We start from the raw sequence: 21,234 nt of genomic DNA, 5'->3' as shown, positions 1-21,234 counted from the left end.
AACTTTTTATCTAAACTCAAGCACATCCTCAAGCTTCTTTCTAGGTCTGGTTGCAGGTGTCTCGTCTGCGTATCCAAGAGATACAGCTCCCACCAACTGTCCAGCTTCGCCAATAGCGGAAACTAAATCCGTATATGCGAAGCAAGTATTTGCAATCCATAATGTTCCAAGACCAAGCTCTGTGGCTCTGAGGAGCATGTTTTCTATTGCAGCTCCGAGAGATAATGTGTCACAAATCTCAGTGATTCTGTCATCTGTAGAAATAGCTTCATATGGTGACAGGCCATTTGTGTTCATAATCATGAATAACACTGGTGCCTCGCGCATAATCTTTAATGTATTAAATGCATCTGCAAGTCCCCCAGAAGACTCAGGTAATAGGGCGTGTGTCTCCTTTTCTTTTACAAGCGCCTGCTCCATTACATCAAGAATTTCATTCTTTTTTGTATCCGTATATACGATAAACTTCCAAGGCTGTCTGTTCTTTGCTGAAGGAGATAAAATTGCACCACTTACAATGTCCTCAATCATATCTCTGGAAACAGCCTTGTCTGTATATTTTCTAATGCTTCGTCGTGACTTAATTGCTTCCATAATATTACTTCTCCTTGTGATATTTTGTCCATTCTATCCTATTTGGGTATTAAAATCCACAAAAAAGATAGCCACGAACTAGCTATTCTAATATAATGGACATAATCGATTACGGAGGGATAAACCATGATAAAGACTATTATTTTCGATATCGGTGGAGTCTTAATTGGCTACGACTGGACTAAATATATGATGGATCTTTTCAACAACGATGAGACCACAGTCAATAAGTTAAAAGAAAACATTTTCAAACACTGGGATGAGGTGGACAGAGGCGTCCTTTCGGAAGATGAGCTTCTTGCCCTTTTCACAAAAGACATTCCAGAATTAACTAATGAAGTAAAACTTTTCTGGGAAAATCTTGGAGATGCTCTTTGGCAATATGATTTTACTAAAGACTGGCTCAATGACCTCAAAAACCGAGGCTACCAGATTTTATTCTTATCAAACTGGTCACACCATGTAAAAGAATGTGCACCAAAGCAATTAGACTTTTTGCCACTAATGGATGGCGGAGTTTTTTCTTACAAGGTAAATTTGATTAAGCCTGACCATGCCATCTACAAAGAAATCATCAAACAGTACAATCTCATTCCTGAGGAATGTGTTTTTCTTGATGACAGATTGGATAATTGTGAAGCTGCAAAAGAGTGTGGAATGAATGCAGTGCAGGTTATCAATCATGAAATCGCTGTAGAAAATCTTGAGAAGCTTTTGACAAAATAATGAGTAAAATCCCGATTTTCCGGGCCAAATTTAAAATGTAAAATCTTCTTTACATCCCGTATTTTCGCGGTTTGTAAAGGACATTTGATAGAAAATACATCAGAATTTAGCTAATCTGAAATCACAAACGAGGAGACAGAAAAATGGAACTAGGAAAAAGAATAAAGGAACTTCGTAAGACACTCAATTGGAATCAGGATGAGTTAGCCGAGAAGATGTTTGTATCGAGACAAACAATTTCAAGCTGGGAAAACGACAAGAGTTATCCAGATATCCAAAGTCTTCTTTTACTTAGTAATTTGTTTGACGTTTCCTTAGATCAATTAGTCAAAGGAGATGTAGAAAAAATGCAAAAGATCATTAACGACGACGATGTAAAGAATCTTAAGTTCTACTGGAAAATGCAGCTTGCTCTTGTAATTATCTTTGCTTTATCATTTGGTCCATTATTTTTGCTTATCGGCCTATGGTCACTTATTCCAGCATTGATAATTGCCGCATTATTAATGTATTTCGCCACTAAGGCAAATCAGATTTCAAAGTACAACGATATTTCTACTTATAAAGAAATCGTCACTTTCCTGAACGGCAAAACATTAGATGAAGCAAGCAAACAGCAGGAAATCGGCAAACGCCCTTATCAGACTGCTCTAGTGACTATTTGCAGCGGATTAATCGCAGGCGCCATAAGCCTTGCAGTTGTATTTGTAACAAAAAGATATTTAGGAATGTAAATTTTATTTAAAAAACGGAGGATAATTGAAATGAAAAACGTAAACAACAGATACTTAGTAATGATGATAATTGGATTAGCTCTTATTATTTTTGCAGGTCGTATTTTCGACAGAGAATACTTTATTGGAATCTTCCACGGTGCAGGTATTGTAACCTTCTTATATGCTATGGTTGCTAATGTTGTAGCCGCTTTCAGAACAGGGAAAAATGCTACTGAGCAGTAATTTTACTCAAGAAAAATGGAGTGATCAAATGATGATCACTCCTTATTTTTTACCTCAAATGTAATTGTTCCAGTCTTTATAGCTTCTTGGTAATCTTCTTTGATAAGCTTCCAGCAGTTTTTGTCATAGCCTTAAGTCCCTTAAGGCCACTGGTTTTCAGCTCTGAAAGAGTGAGGGCTCCTGTGGATTCAAAAATAGAAAACAGATTATCTACAAACTCATTTAATTCTTCATCAGTCATCTTATAAATGTTTTCCTTTAATTTTTGATCAACAAATTTTGCTGTTTTAGAAACATCATCTACAGTGACAAGCTGTTTTCCTTCGATACACCAGGTGGCAAGATTGTGCTGTGCCACTGCAAGGGCTGTGGATTTTACAACAATAGGTTTGTCAACTGGCTCCATAAGAAGACCAACAATTGACTCCTCAGGAATAATACTAATCAGCTTAGGACATATGGCCCTCATTTCCTTGGATTTTGCAATCTTCTCCATAAATCCAGGGCCGTCGTTACTATAAACATTCAGGATTCTTTCCCGGATGGCTGCGTCACACATGGCGGTGGCATACATAGCCAGGTGACCACCTTTAGAATGTCCACCTACTCGAAGCATCCTGTCATTTTCTGATGCAATATTATTCAGATATGTAACTGCCTGTCGCTCTGCTTCCACTTCTTCCAAAGCCAGCATAAAATCTTCCTTCCAGCCCACAATACTGTCATCTGTACCTCTGAAAGCGACATAGCTTGTTCCATCAGGGAGCAGAAATTCCATTGCGGCAAATTGCAGATTTTTATCCAGCTCATGCATACTAACGTAATTACGAATTTTCACATGGCGATATCTGTTAGTATCAGAGATGCTTTTCAATGTAATCGGCGCATCCCGAAGGATAGAGCCTTCCCCATATCTATTTTCATCGTGAAAATTTTTAAAATAGATGTCATTTACATCCTGAATATCAATTACTTCAGCGCCGTATTTCTCGAAAACACCATCTAATGGCACATAAGACAGACAGGAAAGTACCATGTTATCAATCACGTTGAAACCATCCTGCCAGAACTCCAAATCTCCACGCCACTTTATATAATCACTTAGTGTTCCCATAGGAAATTCCCTCCAATCCTTCTCTTCTCAATAATAGATTTGCACTCAGCTATTTCTTCCACAAGTCCCTTCATCTCCTCTGTGGCACTTTCCTCATCATAAAGGAGCTCGATTAATGATTCCTGTTTTGAAATCATCTTATTTTTAGCTGTTCCAACTGGATCCACAGTGGCAGCGAATTGCTCTCTGCTCTCTGCCAATCTTTCATTCATCTCACTCAGACGAACTTCGGCTTCTGCACGGAGACGTTCTGTCTCGATGCGAACCTCTTCCATGTGGGCTTTAATCTTTTCAGTACGATAGATTACATCAGGATAAGCATCTGCAAATCTGCGATAGAAGTATGATTTATCACTGAAGAGAAGAAGAATCTCTTTATTAATTTCTTCAGTATTATCAGCCTCACTGTTTTCAACGCCGGCCTTAACCATCTTCATGATAAACTGTGAGCTAATGTAATCTGTGATAAAAACACATGACAAAAGGCCTGCGATAATGCTTCTTGTCATGAGACTAATTCTGGAGAATAAATCGTAGAATATTGGATTAGCCAGCTCAATAATAGCAATTCCTCCAAGTCCGAAAAGGATCAGATTTCCAATCCATACTCGACCTTTAAGGTTCATTGGCTTTTGACTGTAATCCCACCATCTGGCATGATAACGTTTCTCCAGGAAATAGCTTGCAAGATATTCAACGATTCCACATACATTAAAAGAAATAACAAATGTGGTACCAATCGAAGATTCAAAGCCTGCTATCCCCTGCACTGAAACTGTAATAAGAACTGCCCCAAAGCCGTATATTGGCAGCCAGGGGCCAGTGAGAAAGCCTCTGTTAATGAATCTGTGAAACTGGCGATATTTCAGAGTAACCTCTATACACCAGCCGATAAATGAAAAAGCAAAAAACAGTAGTAGAAGATTGATTAAATATTCCATAGGGCACTACTCCTTATGATTTATTTACAACATCACACTGATAGTAACATATAAATGTGAATTGTTTTTCAATCTCTACTACTGTTTGTTTATTTACATGCTTGCGCGGTAAATTGCCAACATAGCCTCTCCTTTTTACTCTCCTATAGCCATTCTCATGCTGACAGTTCCTTCTATTTCAGACACTTCTTCAAAACCCATTCGCTTATACAAGCCATAGCCTATCTGCATTACAGCTGGTTTTGTGGTAAATGTGACCTCAGAAAACCCAAGTTCTTTTGACTTATCAAGCATGGTATTCAGCATGGTTCTTGCGTACCCTTTACCTCTACTATCTGGTTTTATAAATAATCTTTTAGCCTCGCAAGTAGAATCATTCAACTTTTTTATTGCTATACTCGCTACCGGATTATTTTTCTCATAGCCAACAAGAAGTGCACCCCCGCTGTAAAAGCCTTCCAAATCAGCTAGTTCCTTGTCAAAGGAAACAAAGCAGCTTTCTGCACCTTTAATCTGAGAGTATTCCATAAACAACTCTTTTACCACTTCAGTATCTTTACATTCTCTTACCTCAAAATCTGCCATAGTTGTCTTTCTCCCTTTCTTTTCATTCCAAGAATTTGATTCTGTATAAAATTCCAAATCACACCTTATGTAGTTGGAATGATGTGTGATTCCCATCTTATCCGTTTCGTAGTATTGCACCGTATGAATATAATCCATATCAAACCTCACTACCTTAATAATTGCTGGCGTATAGCGCAACTAAATTTATTACAATCATTCTAACTGTTCGTCTTTTCAAAATCTAGAGTTAGCTGCACTGCTCTCCCATTTCTTTGTCAATTCGTATAGATATCATCCTCCCAATCAAGTAAAATTGGAATCAACCAATCGGATTTAAGAGTTTTTTAATGTAGGAGAAAATAACACTATGGTAATAGAAACAGAAAGACTATATCTTCGCCCCTTTGAAGAGCACGATGCAGAGGATGTATTTGAATATCTAAATGAACCGGCAGTGAATTGTTTTGCTGATATGAAACTACATTCCTTGGAAGAAGCAAAAGAAGAAGTTTTAAAAAGAACGTCTGAGACAGAGTATTATTTTGCGATAGTTATCAAAGAATCTGGGAAAGTGATAGGCGAGATTGATGCTTATCCTGAACCTGCAGATGAACATGGCGCAGATTCTGTGCTGGATACCTTCAGTCCTTGCTGGATGTTAAATAAGGAATATCAGGGAAAAGGATACGCCTACGAGGCAGCACATGCATTTTTTGATTATCTTTTTAAGGATAAAGGGGCTAGGCGTATATATGCCTATACTGAGGACAATAATAAGGCAAGCCAGCATCTTTGCGACAAGCTTGGAATGAGACAGGAAGGCCTTTTCAAGGAGTTCATCAGTTTTGTTAAAAATCCTGATGGAACTCCGCGCTATGAGAATACTTATCAATACGCAATTTTGAAAAAAGAGTGGCAGTAAACTTTTTTCTTTCTTCTACTACCTAAATCTTGTTTTATGTCTCAGGTAGTAAATTCCCCCCAGCTTTTTACTACCTCTCATACTATATTGCAGTTTGGGTAGTAATATTAATTGTATTTTTTACTATCTACATCCAAATTTTTAGCTAAGGTAGTAGATCCTAATCTTTTTTCTACTATCTATAGAAATCTTTCTGACACAGGTAGTAGATTCCACTTTTTCTATTACTATCTATATCCTCTTTTCTATATCTAGGTAGTAAATCTCATCATGAATACTACTACCTAACTTTATATTTTTCTTTTGGGTAGTAGGAATGTTTTAACTTTTAAGATACCGTGGTAGTTAATACTTTAACAATAAAGAGGACAGCGGTTTTGACCACAGTCCTCTTCTTTCTATAATTTCCCATCTAGATTTTCTTATGTTCTCATCTTTGAAGATTACTTCAAAGCCATACCATCCTTAAACGCATTACCCACCTTAGCACCTATGCCAAAATAGGCATTTCCAAATGGATCAAAGCTGATAGGCTTAACCTTTGTAATATCCACAGCTCCGTCTGTTACAACACTTTCGTCAGCCGAGACATTTACGATTTCACCTACAAGGATTCCATTTTCAAAGCTCTTTACCCTGCATTCCATGGCAAGAGGAAGCTCATCAATAAGAGGAGCATCTACGAATTCACTCTTTGTGGCATGGAAACCGGCTTTAGCAAACTTCTCAGGAACTTTTCTTCCGGACTCAACGCCAACGTAGTCGCAAGGCACTACCTGATCTTCTGTAGCCATACTGACGGTAAATGCCTTCTTAACTTTAAGATTGTCCGTCGTCTTGTGATCGGACAGACTTATGGTAATCTCCTTAAAGTCTGTTGTAATTCCCCATGCAGCATTCATGGCATTAGGTACACCGTTCTCATCATAGGTTCCGATAATAAGTACCGGCTGTGGATACATAAGCGGCTTTGCGCCAAAATTAACTCTGCTCATTTGGATTTTCTCCTGTTCTTATCGTATAAAATGTGTCGGCTGCCACTCTTCTTTTTCAGGCAAGCCATATTTTTCTTTACCAAGTGCGATACTCTTCATAAGGAAAGTCATATTTCTCGCAAGAGTACGCATTGTCTGAAGTCCTTCTGCATCCTGCTCTGCCTGTCCTTTTTCTCTGCCATGTACGCTATTCCAGTACTGGCTGGATGCAACAGGCATTCCACTGATAGTGAAATACTTGTTTAGTTCATCAAATGTTGCAGATAGTCCACCTCTGCTTCAACACCTTCTGCCTCAAATACTTTTACCATTTCATTCAAAGCAATGCTTGTGTTTCCGCCCACACGTGGACTTCCGTTGATAATCAATACTTTTGCCATAAGATAAATCTCCTTTTACACAATAATCTTACCTTCTTATAAACTGATTTTCTGACTCTGGGGTATCAGCACTTACAAATCTTTCAACCTTCATATGACATTCTTTGGAGTAAACATATCCGTAGCAAGTGTAATGCTAAAATGATTTACAAAGGTAACTTTCTTGTGATCCACTTTTTCATTTCTCTGATTCCTCCTTCTCTACACTTAAAGTAATCGTAACATCTCCGTTGCTTAAGATATTTGTGAGTTCATCCTCGGACAACTCAATCTTTCCAAGCTTTGTATAAGCCCATGAATTTGAACCATAAAATACAACCAACTGATTACCGCAGTAAAGTACGATATCTCCCGGTTCTGTAGTGGTCTGTTTGTCATCTCTTGCAATACTTGAACCTATGGAACCCACCTGCTCAAAACCACCATACATTGACATGGAGATTTCAAGACCGGTCTTAGCCAGATTGCTAAGTTCTTTAACGGAATTATTATCTTCCCATGTGACAGGAACCACTGTCCCATTTATATTCATGACCATAATTTCCTCCACCTCCTGAAAGGCCTTTTATATCTCTATGTCTGTACTATACACCTTGGAGTTAACTCCAAATCAATAGTTTTCAATAAAATGTAAAACTAAATTCTTGATTGGGGCAAAAAATATAGAGATTGAAGCACAATCCCCCAATCAAGTATAATTGAACTCAACAAATCGAATTTTTTGGAGGAATGCTCACATGTTTATCGAGAATGTAAAATGGACCAGAAAACCTGCTGTGCATGAGATTCGGGAAGATCGGATAGAAATCACTACGGAGCCACATACTGACTTGTGGCAAAGAACATATTATCATTTTCGTAATGACAATGCACCCGTGCTTCAGATGGAAACGGATAAGAAATTCTTTTCTTTCATCGTGAAAACGGACTTCTCTGGTAGTCACCATCGCTTTGACCAATGCGGAATCGTAATGTATCTTGATAGCGAGAACTGGCTGAAAGGTTCTGTAGAATACGAGAATGATCAGTTTCAGCATCTGGGTTCAGTGGTTACAAATCATGGATATTCTGATTGGGCAACGACAGAAATTCCAGCCGATGTGAAAACAATGTGGTATCGCCTCAGTCGGAGAGAAAGTGATTATTGTATCGAGTGTTCAACGGATGGTGAGCATTTTAGTCAAATGCGTGTCTGCCATATGTGGGAGGGAAATGAAATAATTAGATTCGGTATCTATGCCTGTAGCCCGGAGAATTCAAGCTTCACCGCTGTTTTTACGGATATGAAAATCACGGAATGTGTATGGAAAGCACATGATGGTCAGCAGCCGGATTGACAAATTCAAGTTTGTAGCGAGCCTTTTGAATTTTAAGTAATTCCATTATCATCTTGCCATGGCTTTAGATAATTACTTTGTTGAAAAGTATGATGGTGTCTCTCTAGTATTTTTCAAATATTTTGTCTGAATAAGCTTTCGATTCTAGTATCGTCACTTTATCTGGGAAGAGCTCTCTGCAGATACGAATCTCTAGCTCCTGCCTGTGAGAAAAGTGTTTATATAATTCTTCTTCACCAGATATTTTTCTGTTTTTTGCAAAAGGGGATTCATCAAAATACTTCATCATCAATGGAAACCACATTTCATTTCCATTATCATCAGATCGCTCTTTTCTAATAACACCAATATTTTCTTCAATGTTCTCTGTTTTCAGGTAGAAGATGTGTAGTGGCTTGTTGCCTATGATACCAGCAAGTTCCCTGTAGAAAGCCATGATTTGTTCATCTGAAGCTTCCATGTAAAGAATCATATCTTCAACAATATTTTGAAATAAAGCGCACTCTGAAATCATGTTATCGTCATTCCAGTTTTTGTATCTTTCAAATATAATTCTCTTAAACTCATTTAAGGAAAGATGCCCGTTGTATATTTCGTAGTTTTCTAAATCTTTATGAAATCCTGGCACATCAGTAATAATTTGCGTATAGCAAATAATTCTATGATTACCTTCAATATGAGTTTTTTCATTGATTAATGCGCTAATGCTGTTATATTTCTCGAGAATTTCATCAAATTTATCTTTAGTCAGGTATGCACACCAGGCTAATTCAATAGGTGAATAATCCCCTTCACGAAAAACAGTACATACAGGATATTTTTTAGAAAGCTTTTCCACCAACGTACTTTTGCCGCTTCCTTGTAACCCTTCTATAAAATAATTCATATTCTTAATCCTTCGCTCTAAAGAGCTCGGTCAACTCCGATTTATCTATTACAAAACGCTAATACTTTGTCGTAAAAACCTTTATCTTCTTCAAATAGGCCATGCCCTAGACCATCAAAAATCAGTAATTCACTATTTTCAATGCCTTCTTTTAATTCATATGGTGCATCATTTCCAACAGTATTATCACAGTTACCAGACATGATATATGTAGAACATTTGATTTTTGATAATTCTGCTCTCGCATCAAAATCTAATATCGCATATGCGTTTGTACAAAATCTTTTGTAATTATCTGGTTTTGTAAATCTGGCTAACAATGGAAGGTATTTTTTATTTTTCTCGTTGAACTCTTTTGTGTATACCTTTTCAGCTGTATCAAGCATTAGCTCTGTGTGAGTATTCATAGTTGTCATCTCAATCCATTTTGCAACAACTTTTTTAATTGTGTCATTAGCATAAGGCGCTGTAACAACAAGAATAAGTTTTTCAACCATTTCAGGGTAATAAGCTGCCAAAAACTGTGACACCATTCCGCCCTGAGACACTCCCATAACCATAGCTTTATCTATTCCTAAATTCTTCATAGCCAAGGCCTGATCATTTGCCATCTCTTTTATTGAATATTTTTCTGGAAGTATATTTTTTCGGCTAAACATATATACTGTATAGTCTTTAAAAAAATGCTTATATGAACCAGATAATAACCAAGCCTTTCCTTTAACAGTCCATAAACCATCTGATAATCCAGGCAAAACTACTAGATTCTTTTTTCCCTCTCCAAAAGCCACATAATACATGTCTGTATCTCCGACTTTTACACAACCATTTCTGTGCATGCTATTCCCCCACTAAATGTACTATCTTCCGCATTTTATATAACAATAGCGATACAACTGATTTGCTCTGATTTGGGTTGCTTTTTCATTATTATCCTCGCAAATTACCACAGAATTTCTCCCTCTACTAATTCAAAATTGTTTATTACCATAATCGAGCCTAACTAGCCTCTTCCCATTAGGTAGCGGATTATTATCAATTTTTAATAAGCCATATCCAATATCTTCCATCTCTTGTGTCAGCTTCTTTTCTTCCATTTGATGATGGACTGCATCCAAACCGTCAAAGGCATGAATATATGGAGAATTAGAAACCCAAGTTTCCTCGTCTGTATTTTTCTGAATAATACAAGACACATATTTTGCTTTAGATTTCAATATTCCTTTTTTAAATCGCTCATATCCTACATATTCTATGAATATATTTGCTATAACAAGTTCAGACTCCGGTAGAATATATGATTCTTCATTTAAATCAATCCTACAGCATTCAAGAGTTTCTTCTAAGTAGGAGTAACGCTGCTTTACTGCAGCAAGATATTCTTCATTAATATCAATCCCGTAAATCTTCTCATACTTTTTTTGATTGATATGCTCAAGACCATTTCCGCCTGCTACCCCAAAAACCATTGCTGTTTTTACTGGATAGGCCTCAAACTGCATCTTCATCATTTCATTCAAAGTCTGAAGTTGCTTTACGGAATCTAAACTCATATGATTTTCATAATCAGACAGGCTGATTTCTTCCCATGGATTCATATCATTTTTCTATCTTCACAACTAAAATCTTAGTAACTCATAATCTCTTATTGCATCATCAAAATATTCCCTTAATCATAGTAATTCCTATATTCTTTCCAAAATTCTAAGTGCGATTTGAAGCTTATCGAGATTGTGATTTGCATCTTCCAAATCATCAATGCAATAATCATCCTCAACAAGGACATCACCGGCTGCAAGAAAATCATACAAATCAAATCCATAGAAATCACATACTGCCTGAACTCCAGCAACTTCCATTTCTACTGCAATGCAACCTTCTTGCTTTCTTTTATTTACAAGATTTACTGTTTCACGAATCATAGAATCGGTAGTCCAGATTCTTCCCTGTACAAATGGAACTTTTAATTCCTGGAATATATTTGCAACCGCATCTGAATTTTTTATTTTGATATAATCTTTTGCCTCAGCGAAATAATATGAAAGGCCCTCGCCGCGATAAGATTCTGTTGGAATGATAAATTTACCTGCGGTTTTCTCACTATCCAAACTGCCGCATGAACCAAACATAACAAATTTTGTCGCACCTATAATGTGATTAACTTCTGCTACTGTTCCTCCAGCTATTGCTGAGCCTATTGGCGATAGATAAAAAGCGACCTTTTCTCCTTTGTTATCAAATGACCAAATAGGTATTGCCCCATTGCAGGCACTTATTTCATCTAACTTTGTACATTCATATTTCTGAAGCAAGTGGTCATAAATAACTTTTGAAAAAATAACAATACATTTATCTACCAAATGTTTCTGAGGTCCATAAAAAGCTTCTACATTTACTATTGGTTCACTTTCAATATCATAAAAATCATTCAGCATTTAATTGTCCTCCCTTGTATCTTATCCTACCATTCTTCCATTTACACTGATTTTACAGCAAATATTTTTCAAATGCCTTATGTGGATCAATATGAGCCTCTTTAATAAACAACACTAGCCAAATTATAAAAGTAGGTATAGCCATATATGTTGTAATGAAATATGAAAGCACTGCTCCTACTAACATCACACCTGCCCAAATAAAGCAGTCTTTTTTAATATCACGAGAAATAGCTGCTCTATCATACAGTGCCTGCTCTTCCTCGGAAAAAGTGTTAAATCCCCCTACAATATTGGTAGCCTTTTCTTTCATTATTGCAAATATTATACCTACTACCGTAAATGGTATAACCAGTACACCACACATCCAAGCTCCTAAATTCATATCATTTTCTCCTAGCCTTTCCTAATATACACATCTGCTTGTTTAAGTAATTCTTTCTTATTGTCATGCTCGATAGTTTTAATAGCATCTTTGAGACTTAAGCTTTTCAAAGCTTTAACCTCATTAGGTCTTACTACACGTGGTTTTTCACCAGTATATTTAGCAAGAAAATATACAACCTGCTTTGTAACACCTGGCTTTTCAGCAGGGTCATATTGTTCACTCACCCTAAAATCAGTGTTAAGCTCAACCTCAAGATTGGTCTCTTCCTTTATCTCACGAAGTGCTGTTTCTTCTTCTGTCTCATCATTTTCCATATGTCCTTTTGGGAAACTATGGCAACCACTCATCTCCTCCACAAGAAGATATTTAATATCTCCATCTTCTACTGTATAAACGATTGCTCCACAAGATTTTTCAAGTATCATTTTTCTGCCCTCCATGTTGTCCCTACTTAACTGTCCACTCTGTCCAATCGATATGATTGTATTGCATAACATCATCAGAAAACTTCATTCCCAGCTTTTTATAAAATGGCACCGCATTTTCATTTGCTATGAGATAAACTGCAATATCCTTTTCTCCTCCGGCTAATTCATGAGCCTTTTTCATCATGCTTGTAGCAATCCCCTGTCTCTCATAATTTCTGTCTATACCAAGATCAGTAATATATAACCAATAAGAGAAGTCTGTCAGTCCAAAAAGTACACCAACAACAAGACCATCTTTATTTCTGGCCACAAGACTGATGGATACATTTTTTACAAGCTTCGCTATCCTTTCAGTAAACCTTTCCTTAGGATACTGGGAACCCAGATCAGTTCTTTTTAGGAAGTCTATATATTCTTCTGCTGATATGCGTTCTTCACTTATTATGATATTTTCTACTCCCATATCTCCCCCTAAATTAAAAGGTAGATTTATCTCTTTACCTTTATTGTCATTCATACTTTTTCCATGGTCTCTTCTTTGCAGTCCAACCCTTTTCTTTCCAGTACTCCATATCCAAAGGGTTCCAGCCATGTATCTGGACGAGACGCATAATTCCAAATGTGACTCTCAATTTTAATCCCGGCTTTACTTTGCCGTTGCTTCTTACTATTTTTTCTGCAATTTTCGATGTAGTCTTTTCAATCTGTGCTTTTTTCTTTGGGCTTATACCCTCCCAATCTGTGGCAGCTACTGCCAGACCACATTTATAGATTCGTGGTACTCCCCAGAAATACAAACTGTCTTTCATATCCTTAATAGTGGATTTTGCTCCTGCCCCCGCTGCTGTAGCAACGCACACTGCCTGTTTCTTAAACATACCTTCTTCAGGTCTATGTGCCATCCACATATAACAATGATGATCAAGAAATGCCTTCATAGCACCTGTCACATGATAACCATATACAGGACTCGCCAAAATAATCACATCTGCTGAGAGAAGTTCTTCTGTTATGGGCTGCAACTTTTCAAAGTGAGGACAATACTCTTTACCCTTAACAAAACAATTAGTACATCCCACACAAAACTCTCCGAAATCTTTTGGTAAAAAGAATTCTTTAATTTCACCACCAATTTTTTCTGCCAGCTCTCGTGCAATATTGTATGTGCTACCTTTATGGCTCTGTCCGTGAATTATTACTGTTTTCATACTTCCTTCCCCTTCACTACAAACCTATATTTTTACTCAACCGAAAAAATAGTATTCTTCTCAAACATCCCGATAGCAAATCCCATTTTCATAAACAATGGCATAGGTGAATAGGCTGCAAAACTAGTCCTGCTAAACAATTCTTCCAATGTAAGTTCCTCATAATACCCGTATGGATTAGCCACTGTAATTTTATCATTTGGTATATCTGCACCTATTATCAATGAGTAATGCAACGTCCATTCATCACCATATAGCGCAGCCCACTCAAATGGAACTGGCTTTCCTGAAGAGAGTGTGTCATACATGATGTCTATGAACTCTGTGTTAGACACATATTTATGAATCTCCGTTGTATATTCAGGGAACTGCTTATTCATTTCATCACAAAATTTCTGTCCAGTAGATGTGACTATCTTCCCATATTCTTCATACAGTTTTTCTTCTGTTACGCTACCTCCATTCCAGGCAGAAAACATTTCGATAACTGCATAACCACATGAAATATCCTGTTTAATGACTTCCACATTCTTTATCTCTATAGGAGTTTGATATTTCTCATCCGTATATACGTCAGAATACTCATTCTGTGTAAGTTTTGTTCGAATCACTACAATAAGCAAGGCTACAATCACCACTACCAATAGTGCTGCAACAATGCCCCCTACAATCTTTAATAATTTTTTCATCCCATCACCTCTAAATACTCTTTCATTCTAAATTAGGACTATTCTACCTGTTTATAGATGAAAAAGCCACAAAATTAATGATTCGTTTATAACTTAATTACTTCTGTGGCAACCTTTTCCTGAAATCTCGCATCATGCTCCACTATAAGCATAGTAGGACAGGCATCAAGAATCAGTTTTTCTATCTGCATTCTAGAAAAAACATCAATATAATTTAATGGCTCATCCCAGATATAAATATGTGCAGGCGTTATCAGGCTGGCTGCTATAAGAACCTTTTTCTTTTGCCCCTCCGAGAAATCTTCCATATTTTTGTAAAACTGCTCTCTATTAAAATCAAGCTGCCTTAAGATTGCCAAAAACAGGCTCTTTTCCAAACCGCTGGTCTGACAGAAATCCTCGATTGTTCCTTTCAAAAATGAAGTGTCCTGATTTATGTAGGATATTATCAAACCGGAAGCCACATTCAGATTTCCCTCTACTATCTCTAAATTTTCCAGACCACCAAACTCTCTAGCATTGTTATTCCGCAAAATAGCTTTAATAATGCTTGATTTTCCACAGCCATTCTCCCCTGAAATGACAATTCTGTCTCCTCGTTTAATTTGAAAAGTAAGGTTATCAAATAAGGGCTTTGCATCCTTATAAGAAAGTGACAGCTTCTGTGCATCCACCAAAATATTCTTATGAAACTCTAGAGGCATAACCTTTAAATCCACTACATTTTCAATATCCTGTAAAAGCCCTTCCTTCTCCTCAATCTCACGGTCCACTCTCTTTTCATAAGCCTTGACCCTTGCCTGCATTTTCTTGGTCTTGGCACCTATAAAAGAGCGTGTAGATATACTTCTGTCAGTTTCTTTTATCGGGTCGTAACCGATTTTTGAGCTTTCACTTTTATCTGCCCATCTGCCAGTCCTGTCAGCAGCAGCTCTGAGCTTTCCGATTTCCTTTAAATGCTTTTCATTTTCAGCTTTTGCAAAAGCATCACTTCTTTCCTTGTTCTCCCACCATGTTGAAAAATTTCCTGACTGTACCTCTATAGTACTTCTGTTCATAACCAAAACATGGTCACAGACGGCATCCAGTAAATCTCTGTCATGGGATACAAGAATAAACCCCTTCTTAGTTGCAAGATAACTTTTAACAATATCTCTGGCTGCCTGATCCAGATGATTTGTAGGCTCATCAATTAAAAGAAATTCATTTTCCCCGGCAAACAATACCGCAAGCATAACTCTGGTGCGTTCCCCATGACTAAGAGTTTTTATTGGCCTGTACAAACATTCAGCATCTATCTGAATCTGATTCATCTGAATTAAAATCTGCCATTCTTCTACCCCTGGTTTCCACTTTTCAATCAGCTCACTGGCTGTTTTATCCACATCTTTTTGCGAGATTCTATAAGGAAAATAATCAAAGTATGTGCTGCTTGTAATACTTCCCTGATATTTGTAATCCCCCATAAGAAGTCGAAGAAGTGTAGTTTTTCCCTTTCCGTTACGACCTATGAAGCCCAGTTTCCAATTTGTGTCTATATTAAATGAAACGTTTTCTAAAATCTCGTCTGCACTTCCCTCATATGAAAAAGAGAGATTACTAACCTGTATTTGTGCCATAAATATCACCCCTGTCTAAAAATGGGCACAAAAAAATCTGCTTTACACCTAAAGCAGACTAACGTACATATTTGAAAACACGCTATTAACACACAGATTTTCCACATGGCAAAAGCTTCAAAATGAATACGATAATCTAATTAGGCACACACAAACAGACCCTTTTGGGCCTTCTAACTTCATTTGCATTTACCGAATTAAACTATCTAATAATCATTCCTCCACCTTCGCTACACATAGCGCCTTTCTTGAGTATAAACTCATATTAGCACCTTATAAAAAAAAGTCAAGGGAGTTATAGGCACAATAATAAAGCTCCTATCCCCAAGTGAACTAGATACTCTGTCTGTTCCATTAGGGATAGAAGCTGTGTTGTTATATCTTATTAAATTCTACGATTGCTTTAAATAAATCTCCATCAATAGAGAGCTTCAAGGTTCCTCCCATTGCCTCTGTTAGGCTGCGGGCGATGGAAAGGCCAAGACCATTGCCGTCTGTGTAGCGGGATTTGTCACCACGTACAAATCTTTCCATAAGTTCATCAGCTGAGATATTCAGCTCTTCCTTTGAAGTATTTCTAAAAACAAATCTAAGCTTCTTATCATCCTGCTCTAAATCCACATATGCTCTGGTATTTGGCTGAGCATACTTTACAATATTGCTCATAAGATTATCGAAAACTCTCCATAAATATCTGTTGTCAGCCTTAAGATAAACATCTTTTTCGGGAAGGTTTGCTACAACGCTTATATTATTTGCATCAAGTCTATCTGAAAACTCTCCAAGTGACTGATTCAAAAGAACCACAGCATTTACAGTTTCAATATTGAAATTAATATTTCCACTGGAAACCTTTGAAGCCTCAATCAAATCCTCAATAAGCTTTTTCAATCTCTTAGACTGTCTATCAAGCACCTCTAGATATTCTTTAGCTTTTGCATTTTCAATTTCTTCTTTTTCAAGCAAATCTACGTAATTAATTATAGAGGTAAGAGGAGTCTTAATATCATGAGAAACATTTGTGATAAGCTCTGTCTTCATTCGCTCACTCTTTGTACGCTCTTCTAACGCCACTGAGATACCTGACTGAATATCATTCATAGCTTTTGCATGTTCTTCAAGGAAAAGTGGCATTCCCTTTACATCCACGTGAACATCAGTATTTCCTTTAGCTAATGCAATGGCTGCTCCTTTTACTTTTGCATAGTTTTTTAAAAGAATATACAAAGCAATTCCAAAAAGAACTTTTTCTATAAACCAAAGGAATAAAATATCCTCCGCATTAAAAGCCATAATTCCAAACCACTCTATGAATACAAGGATTGCAAATATAGCCCAGATTCTATAAGTCCACTTTATTGTGGAGCGTATATATTTTGTTTCTCTACTTAAAATGTTTAGCCATTTTTTTAATAACCCAATTAATTTATGTAGTAAGCTATTTTTCCATACCCGGTGAAGCTTTACATTTACTGAAATGTTTGATAGCCAGATGAAACCTGCTGCAAATCCTATTATCATCATGCTAACCATTCCAGTGATTGTGATTATTGGCGAATACTCCCTAATCTTATATATAAATAACACAAAGCCTGACAATGAAAGTGTTACGATTGTAAACATCAATACGAAGGCTAGGTCTGTAGGAATCTTATCCGTTAATGAAGCTGTAATTTCTGCCTCGCCTTTCCTATGTCCTGCTGCACGAATAAAAAGTATCAGAGTAACCCAAAACAGAACAAAGGAAAATATAGCAACAAACGGAATAATGATTTTTAATGTATTAGCCACTGCTATAAATGCTTTTGCCTGGCCATAGAAATCATTTGTGTAGGTATTTGAAGAAAGTTTCTCTTCATTAGGAAAGCATACAAGTGTATATTGCTTTGCACTTATATCAGGCAGATAAATTCCAACCTTGGAAATCTCTTCCAGGTATGCTACATCCATACTCTTATCGCTAGTAAGCTGCTTATGTATTGGAGATAAATCTGCTACATTTTTCAAATTTAGAACTCCATATGATCCACCAGGAGTCTGCAGGGTTAGCGAATACTTATCCACAGTATTTGATAATGGCATAAATCCTACATCGTTTATATACAACAACTTATCAGCGTCATCACCGGATGCGTTTGGAATCAATGTTTCTGCTGAATCAGCAGACTCCATTAATTCTTCATCCTGTACTGTTGTATCTTCAAGTAACTTTTTATTAGATTCTATATCAGGTTTGTTATTCGCCCAGATTTTTTCATAAATTAAATTTGTATTATAAGTTCCTGAATCATCAGATCCGCTAGAATAAATATAATTTCCTTCATTTAATGTATAAAAATGATCATTTGCATATATGTATGCTGTCTGATCTACTAAATCATAACCAATGCCATCTATGCTAAATTCCTTGTACATTGGCTCGTTTCTAGTGTCCATGCTATTTGTTGAAAACAAATCGAAAAGCTTTGGACTTGTAATAAAAGTTGTATCATCACTTATAGAGTAATGGCCAACATATGCATTTTTAGGAACTTCCACATTATTGAAGTTTTTATAAATGTAATTTTGTTCCTTATTAAGATAGGTTTCCCTGCTTCCTTCAATCACCCCATAGTAGCAGTTGGTTGTCTCTATTCCCTGGGGCATAAAATCCTTAGATGAAAAAATCATAGGAGCATAGCTATCCCCTGCATATTGATATATTTCATCCTTAAATCTGTCTGTATCACTATCGTACAATCCCAGCTCGCCTAATATGAGTCCAAGCACTGCACTAATCACAAAAAGTACTGCAAACACAGAACTACATATGGCAAGAATTAATCTCCTGGAACTTCTATAAAATATTTTCATATCATCCTCCAAAGGCATTAGCCTTCAAATTTATACCCGTGCCCCCAGACAGCCTTTAAGTGTCTAGGATTTGCACTATCATATTCCAATTTTTCTCTAAGATGTCTGATATGAACTGCTACGGTACTTTCTGCTCCAAGTCCTGTCTCATTCCAGACACTCTCATAAATGTCGCGTGGGGAGAGAACTTCACCCTTGTGGGTCATAAGTAGCTTTAAAATGTCATATTCTAATGGGGTGAGTGATACCGGAGTTCCATCCAATGTTACTTCTTTTGACTTGTCGTTTAACTCAATGCCGCCTATGGAAATAGTATTCGTATTTACGATATTATCATTGTTCTGTGAGCCAAGCATAGTGTATCTGCGAAGCTGAGACTTCACTCTTGCCATTAACTCTACAGGATTAAATGGCTTTGTCACGTAATCATCAGCTCCCACGGTAAGGCCAATCACCTTATCAGCATCCTCGCTTTTTGCTGTGAGCATTATGATAGGTACATTGGAAGTCTTTCTGATTTCTGCCATAGCAGCTATGCCATCCATCTCTGGCATCATCACATCCATAAGGATAAGCTGCATATCTTTTCCATTTGGCCCTGCCATAATGTCCACAGCCTCTCTTCCGTTTGAAGCTGCAGTGACATTCATACCTTCACTTTCAAGGTAAATGCGAAGGGCAGAAATAATATCTTTTTCATCATCACATATTAGAATATTGTTCATTTTTTCTCCCGATTCCTTTTGGAACTGAGTTTGACAAAGTAGCTCGTCAACTCGATTTCCTTTATGATTAATCACAAATTCATTGTAATGGTTATTATTTTAAGTTCCAAGTATGTAAATCTTTAAGATTTGATTAAGAAATATGTAAATGAGTATCTTTCATATCTCTTATATTGCTGAGAAAATCCATCCAAATATCGGTGAAAGCACAATCATAATCACGGAAAATGTAAATGAATTAATGGACATCAATGTAGCTCTTTGATCAGATGGCACCATATCATTTAATAACACATCCGTGCGTACTTCCAGGAAATTATCGAAAAAGGCACCAATGAACCCACCGACGATAATCAACCATACATTTCCTGTAAATATAGATGCAAGAGCTAAAAGTACGCCCAAAATACTCACACTTCCGATTATCATATATCTAAGCTTAGAGAAATACTGAATCACCTTTGCACCAAGTGCTGCTCCTAATCCCATGATGAAGAGGGCAGGTCCAAGCCATATTTTAGGTAGACCAAATTCAGGAAGCTTCGCCTGCAAAAAGAACAATATTAGGATGGATATAGCACCTGTAAGCGCATTGAAAAAGATTATAAATCTGGCTTTTCTATTGTTCTTTATAAATCTGGTGCTCTCCACTGCAACTTCTTTAAATCTACCAATTACACTTTTCTTTTGATTTAAATTTGTTTTGATTTCAAAAAAGGTACCGGCAATTCCTACGCAAATAATAGCAAGTATGATATCCACCAAATTTGCCTTCTTATAACCTAGCATTAGTGCTACACCTATTAGTAGGGTTCCTGTAGAGCTGAAAATCTGATAAATCATCAAATCGTTTGAGGCAAATTTCTGGTATTCGTTCTCTATCCCAGCATCCTTTAGGCTGTCGTAGGCTAAGGCTTCCCTTGTACCAGAAGCTAGATTATAGCTGAGTGCGCTAAAAATCATAGTGACCGCTATACCAACAAAAGACCTTGATAATATCATAAATGTAGAAGAAATAATGGTCATAATACTGCTTAGTATCATTATCTTTTTTCTTCCGAACACATCTGCCAATGCCCCTGATGGGACTTCAAAAATCATGCTTGCCACATGGAAAATACTTTCTGCAAAACCTATCTCAACAGTACTAAATCCTCTCGCTGCCAAAAGAGCCACCCATGATGCACCACCTATCATGAGACCGCCCAGGCTATCTATTAAATATAATTTCTTAATCTGATTTCTAGCTTTATTTTTGTCCATATAAAATTCCATAAAAAAATCTCCTTAATCATTTGTTTTAACAAAATTAAGGAGATAGTCCAATCTTTTTTTCTACTGTCAATTCAGCCCACTATTCGCAAAACCGCTGCTTCACAGCTTTACTTTTGCACCGAATTGCCTAAAAAAGAGCGCACTATCCCCGTAAACAGCTAAAATCGAACCTTTCATGAGATGAATATTAGTT

General features: G+C 36.9%; 25 protein-coding genes and 1 pseudogene. 5 read left to right on the top strand and 21 right to left on the bottom strand.

The genetic code is table 11. The annotated features are described in order from the left end of the window. Positions 1-6: 6 nt before the first annotated feature. Positions 7-594 carry a nitroreductase family protein gene (locus G592_RS0113000; protein WP_028248197.1) on the bottom strand — a complete coding sequence of 196 codons (588 nt, stop codon included), beginning with the start codon at positions 592-594 and terminating at the stop codon, positions 7-9. Positions 595-720: 126 nt separating this feature from the next. Here G592_RS0113000 and G592_RS0112995 point away from each other — a divergent pair, with 126 nt between their 5' ends. The 3 genes from G592_RS0112995 to G592_RS0112985 all read left to right on the top strand — a co-directional run bounded on the left by G592_RS0112995 (position 721) and on the right by G592_RS0112985 (position 2,279). Continuing rightward, positions 721-1,320 (top strand): HAD family hydrolase, encoded by a 600-nt coding sequence (locus G592_RS0112995; protein WP_028248196.1) that lies wholly within the window; start codon positions 721-723, stop codon positions 1,318-1,320. Between the two features lie 143 nt (positions 1,321-1,463). Next, positions 1,464-2,054 (top strand): helix-turn-helix domain-containing protein, encoded by a 591-nt coding sequence (locus tag G592_RS0112990; protein WP_028248195.1) that lies wholly within the window; start codon positions 1,464-1,466, stop codon positions 2,052-2,054. A gap of 30 nt (positions 2,055-2,084) precedes the next feature. Continuing rightward, the gene (locus G592_RS0112985) at positions 2,085-2,279 is read left to right on the top strand and encodes a hypothetical protein (protein WP_028248194.1); all 195 of its coding nucleotides are present in this window, start codon (positions 2,085-2,087) and stop codon (positions 2,277-2,279) included. 76 nt (positions 2,280-2,355) lie between these two features. Here the strand turns inward: G592_RS0112985 and G592_RS16570 are convergent, their stop codons facing one another. The 3 genes from G592_RS16570 to G592_RS0112970 all read right to left on the bottom strand — a co-directional run bounded on the left by G592_RS16570 (position 2,356) and on the right by G592_RS0112970 (position 4,919). Further along, positions 2,356-3,393 (bottom strand): Mbeg1-like protein, encoded by a 1,038-nt coding sequence (locus G592_RS16570; protein ID WP_051194923.1) that lies wholly within the window; start codon positions 3,391-3,393, stop codon positions 2,356-2,358. Beyond that, positions 3,381-4,334 carry a putative ABC transporter permease gene (locus tag G592_RS0112975; RefSeq protein WP_028248193.1) on the bottom strand — a complete coding sequence of 318 codons (954 nt, stop codon included), beginning with the start codon at positions 4,332-4,334 and terminating at the stop codon, positions 3,381-3,383. The genes G592_RS16570 and G592_RS0112975 overlap by 13 nt, the downstream gene beginning before the upstream one ends. A gap of 135 nt (positions 4,335-4,469) precedes the next feature. Then, on the bottom strand, positions 4,470-4,919 hold the full coding sequence (locus G592_RS0112970; protein WP_196801846.1) for a GNAT family N-acetyltransferase: 450 nt from the start codon (positions 4,917-4,919) through the stop codon (positions 4,470-4,472). A gap of 349 nt (positions 4,920-5,268) precedes the next feature. Here G592_RS0112970 and G592_RS0112965 point away from each other — a divergent pair, with 349 nt between their 5' ends. Next, a complete protein-coding gene (locus G592_RS0112965) occupies positions 5,269-5,823 on the top strand; it encodes a GNAT family N-acetyltransferase (RefSeq protein WP_028248191.1) in 555 nt (184 codons plus the stop codon). A 443-nt stretch (positions 5,824-6,266) separates the two neighbouring features. Here G592_RS0112965 and G592_RS0112960 read toward each other — a convergent pair whose 3' ends face one another. The 4 genes and pseudogenes from G592_RS0112960 to G592_RS0112945 all read right to left on the bottom strand — a co-directional run bounded on the left by G592_RS0112960 (position 6,267) and on the right by G592_RS0112945 (position 7,730). After that, entirely contained in the window at positions 6,267-6,818 is a 552-nt protein-coding gene (locus G592_RS0112960) for a flavin reductase family protein (protein WP_028248190.1), read from the bottom strand. 18 nt (positions 6,819-6,836) lie between these two features. After that, positions 6,837-7,094: pseudogene (locus G592_RS18105) on the bottom strand (flavodoxin family protein); the annotation flags it as partial. Continuing rightward, positions 7,061-7,198, bottom strand: a complete 138-nt coding sequence (locus G592_RS18175) for an NAD(P)H-dependent oxidoreductase (RefSeq protein WP_330365460.1) — start codon at positions 7,196-7,198, stop codon at positions 7,061-7,063. The pseudogene G592_RS18105 and the gene G592_RS18175, both read right to left, overlap by 34 nt. A gap of 178 nt (positions 7,199-7,376) precedes the next feature. Continuing rightward, a complete protein-coding gene (locus G592_RS0112945; RefSeq protein ID WP_242830180.1) occupies positions 7,377-7,730 on the bottom strand; it encodes a cyclophilin-like fold protein in 354 nt (117 codons plus the stop codon). Between the two features lie 205 nt (positions 7,731-7,935). Between G592_RS0112945 and G592_RS0112940 the strand changes: the two genes are divergently transcribed. Beyond that, positions 7,936-8,535 carry a DUF1349 domain-containing protein gene (locus tag G592_RS0112940; RefSeq protein WP_028248187.1) on the top strand — a complete coding sequence of 200 codons (600 nt, stop codon included), beginning with the start codon at positions 7,936-7,938 and terminating at the stop codon, positions 8,533-8,535. 103 nt (positions 8,536-8,638) lie between these two features. On the opposite strand, the gene G592_RS0112935 is transcribed toward G592_RS0112940, so the two are convergent. The 13 genes from G592_RS0112935 to G592_RS0112875 form a co-directional block, all read right to left on the bottom strand. Continuing rightward, positions 8,639-9,421, bottom strand: coding sequence for a hypothetical protein (locus G592_RS0112935; protein WP_028248186.1), 783 nt, complete (start codon positions 9,419-9,421; stop codon positions 8,639-8,641). 41 nt (positions 9,422-9,462) lie between these two features. Continuing rightward, positions 9,463-10,221, bottom strand: a complete 759-nt coding sequence (locus tag G592_RS0112930; RefSeq protein ID WP_176757688.1) for an alpha/beta fold hydrolase — start codon at positions 10,219-10,221, stop codon at positions 9,463-9,465. 171 nt (positions 10,222-10,392) lie between these two features. Next, positions 10,393-11,019 carry a class I SAM-dependent methyltransferase gene (locus tag G592_RS0112925; protein ID WP_028248184.1) on the bottom strand — a complete coding sequence of 209 codons (627 nt, stop codon included), beginning with the start codon at positions 11,017-11,019 and terminating at the stop codon, positions 10,393-10,395. A gap of 87 nt (positions 11,020-11,106) precedes the next feature. Next, positions 11,107-11,856 (bottom strand): nucleoside phosphorylase, encoded by a 750-nt coding sequence (locus G592_RS0112920; RefSeq protein WP_028248183.1) that lies wholly within the window; start codon positions 11,854-11,856, stop codon positions 11,107-11,109. A 52-nt stretch (positions 11,857-11,908) separates the two neighbouring features. After that, on the bottom strand, positions 11,909-12,241 hold the full coding sequence (locus G592_RS0112915; protein WP_028248182.1) for a DUF3784 domain-containing protein: 333 nt from the start codon (positions 12,239-12,241) through the stop codon (positions 11,909-11,911). Between the two features lie 11 nt (positions 12,242-12,252). Next, positions 12,253-12,669, bottom strand: a complete 417-nt coding sequence (locus G592_RS17740; protein WP_028248181.1) for a bis(5'-nucleosyl)-tetraphosphatase — start codon at positions 12,667-12,669, stop codon at positions 12,253-12,255. Between the two features lie 22 nt (positions 12,670-12,691). Beyond that, the gene (locus G592_RS17735) at positions 12,692-13,135 is read right to left on the bottom strand and encodes a GNAT family N-acetyltransferase (protein ID WP_028248180.1); all 444 of its coding nucleotides are present in this window, start codon (positions 13,133-13,135) and stop codon (positions 12,692-12,694) included. 46 nt (positions 13,136-13,181) lie between these two features. Further along, positions 13,182-13,880 carry a flavodoxin family protein gene (locus G592_RS0112900; RefSeq protein ID WP_028248179.1) on the bottom strand — a complete coding sequence of 233 codons (699 nt, stop codon included), beginning with the start codon at positions 13,878-13,880 and terminating at the stop codon, positions 13,182-13,184. A gap of 32 nt (positions 13,881-13,912) precedes the next feature. After that, entirely contained in the window at positions 13,913-14,569 is a 657-nt protein-coding gene (locus G592_RS0112895; RefSeq protein ID WP_028248178.1) for a hypothetical protein, read from the bottom strand. A gap of 86 nt (positions 14,570-14,655) precedes the next feature. Then, positions 14,656-16,188, bottom strand: coding sequence for a ribosomal protection-like ABC-F family protein (gene abc-f / locus G592_RS0112890; RefSeq protein ID WP_028248177.1), 1,533 nt, complete (start codon positions 16,186-16,188; stop codon positions 14,656-14,658). Between the two features lie 375 nt (positions 16,189-16,563). Continuing rightward, a complete protein-coding gene (locus G592_RS17175) occupies positions 16,564-19,041 on the bottom strand; it encodes a sensor histidine kinase (RefSeq protein WP_196801845.1) in 2,478 nt (825 codons plus the stop codon). 17 nt (positions 19,042-19,058) lie between these two features. Continuing rightward, on the bottom strand, positions 19,059-19,766 hold the full coding sequence (locus G592_RS0112880) for a response regulator transcription factor (RefSeq protein WP_028248176.1): 708 nt from the start codon (positions 19,764-19,766) through the stop codon (positions 19,059-19,061). Between the two features lie 168 nt (positions 19,767-19,934). After that, on the bottom strand, positions 19,935-21,041 hold the full coding sequence (locus G592_RS0112875) for an MFS transporter (RefSeq protein ID WP_155942210.1): 1,107 nt from the start codon (positions 21,039-21,041) through the stop codon (positions 19,935-19,937). Positions 21,042-21,234 lie beyond the last annotated feature (193 nt).

Origin of the sequence: Pseudobutyrivibrio ruminis CF1b, from assembly GCF_000424005.1 — a bacterium.
GTDB classification, from domain to species: Bacteria; Bacillota; Clostridia; order Lachnospirales; family Lachnospiraceae; genus Pseudobutyrivibrio; species Pseudobutyrivibrio ruminis_C.
The sequence above is the reverse complement of the archived record's forward strand: the minus strand, read 5'-3'. Positions and strand labels throughout refer to the sequence as shown.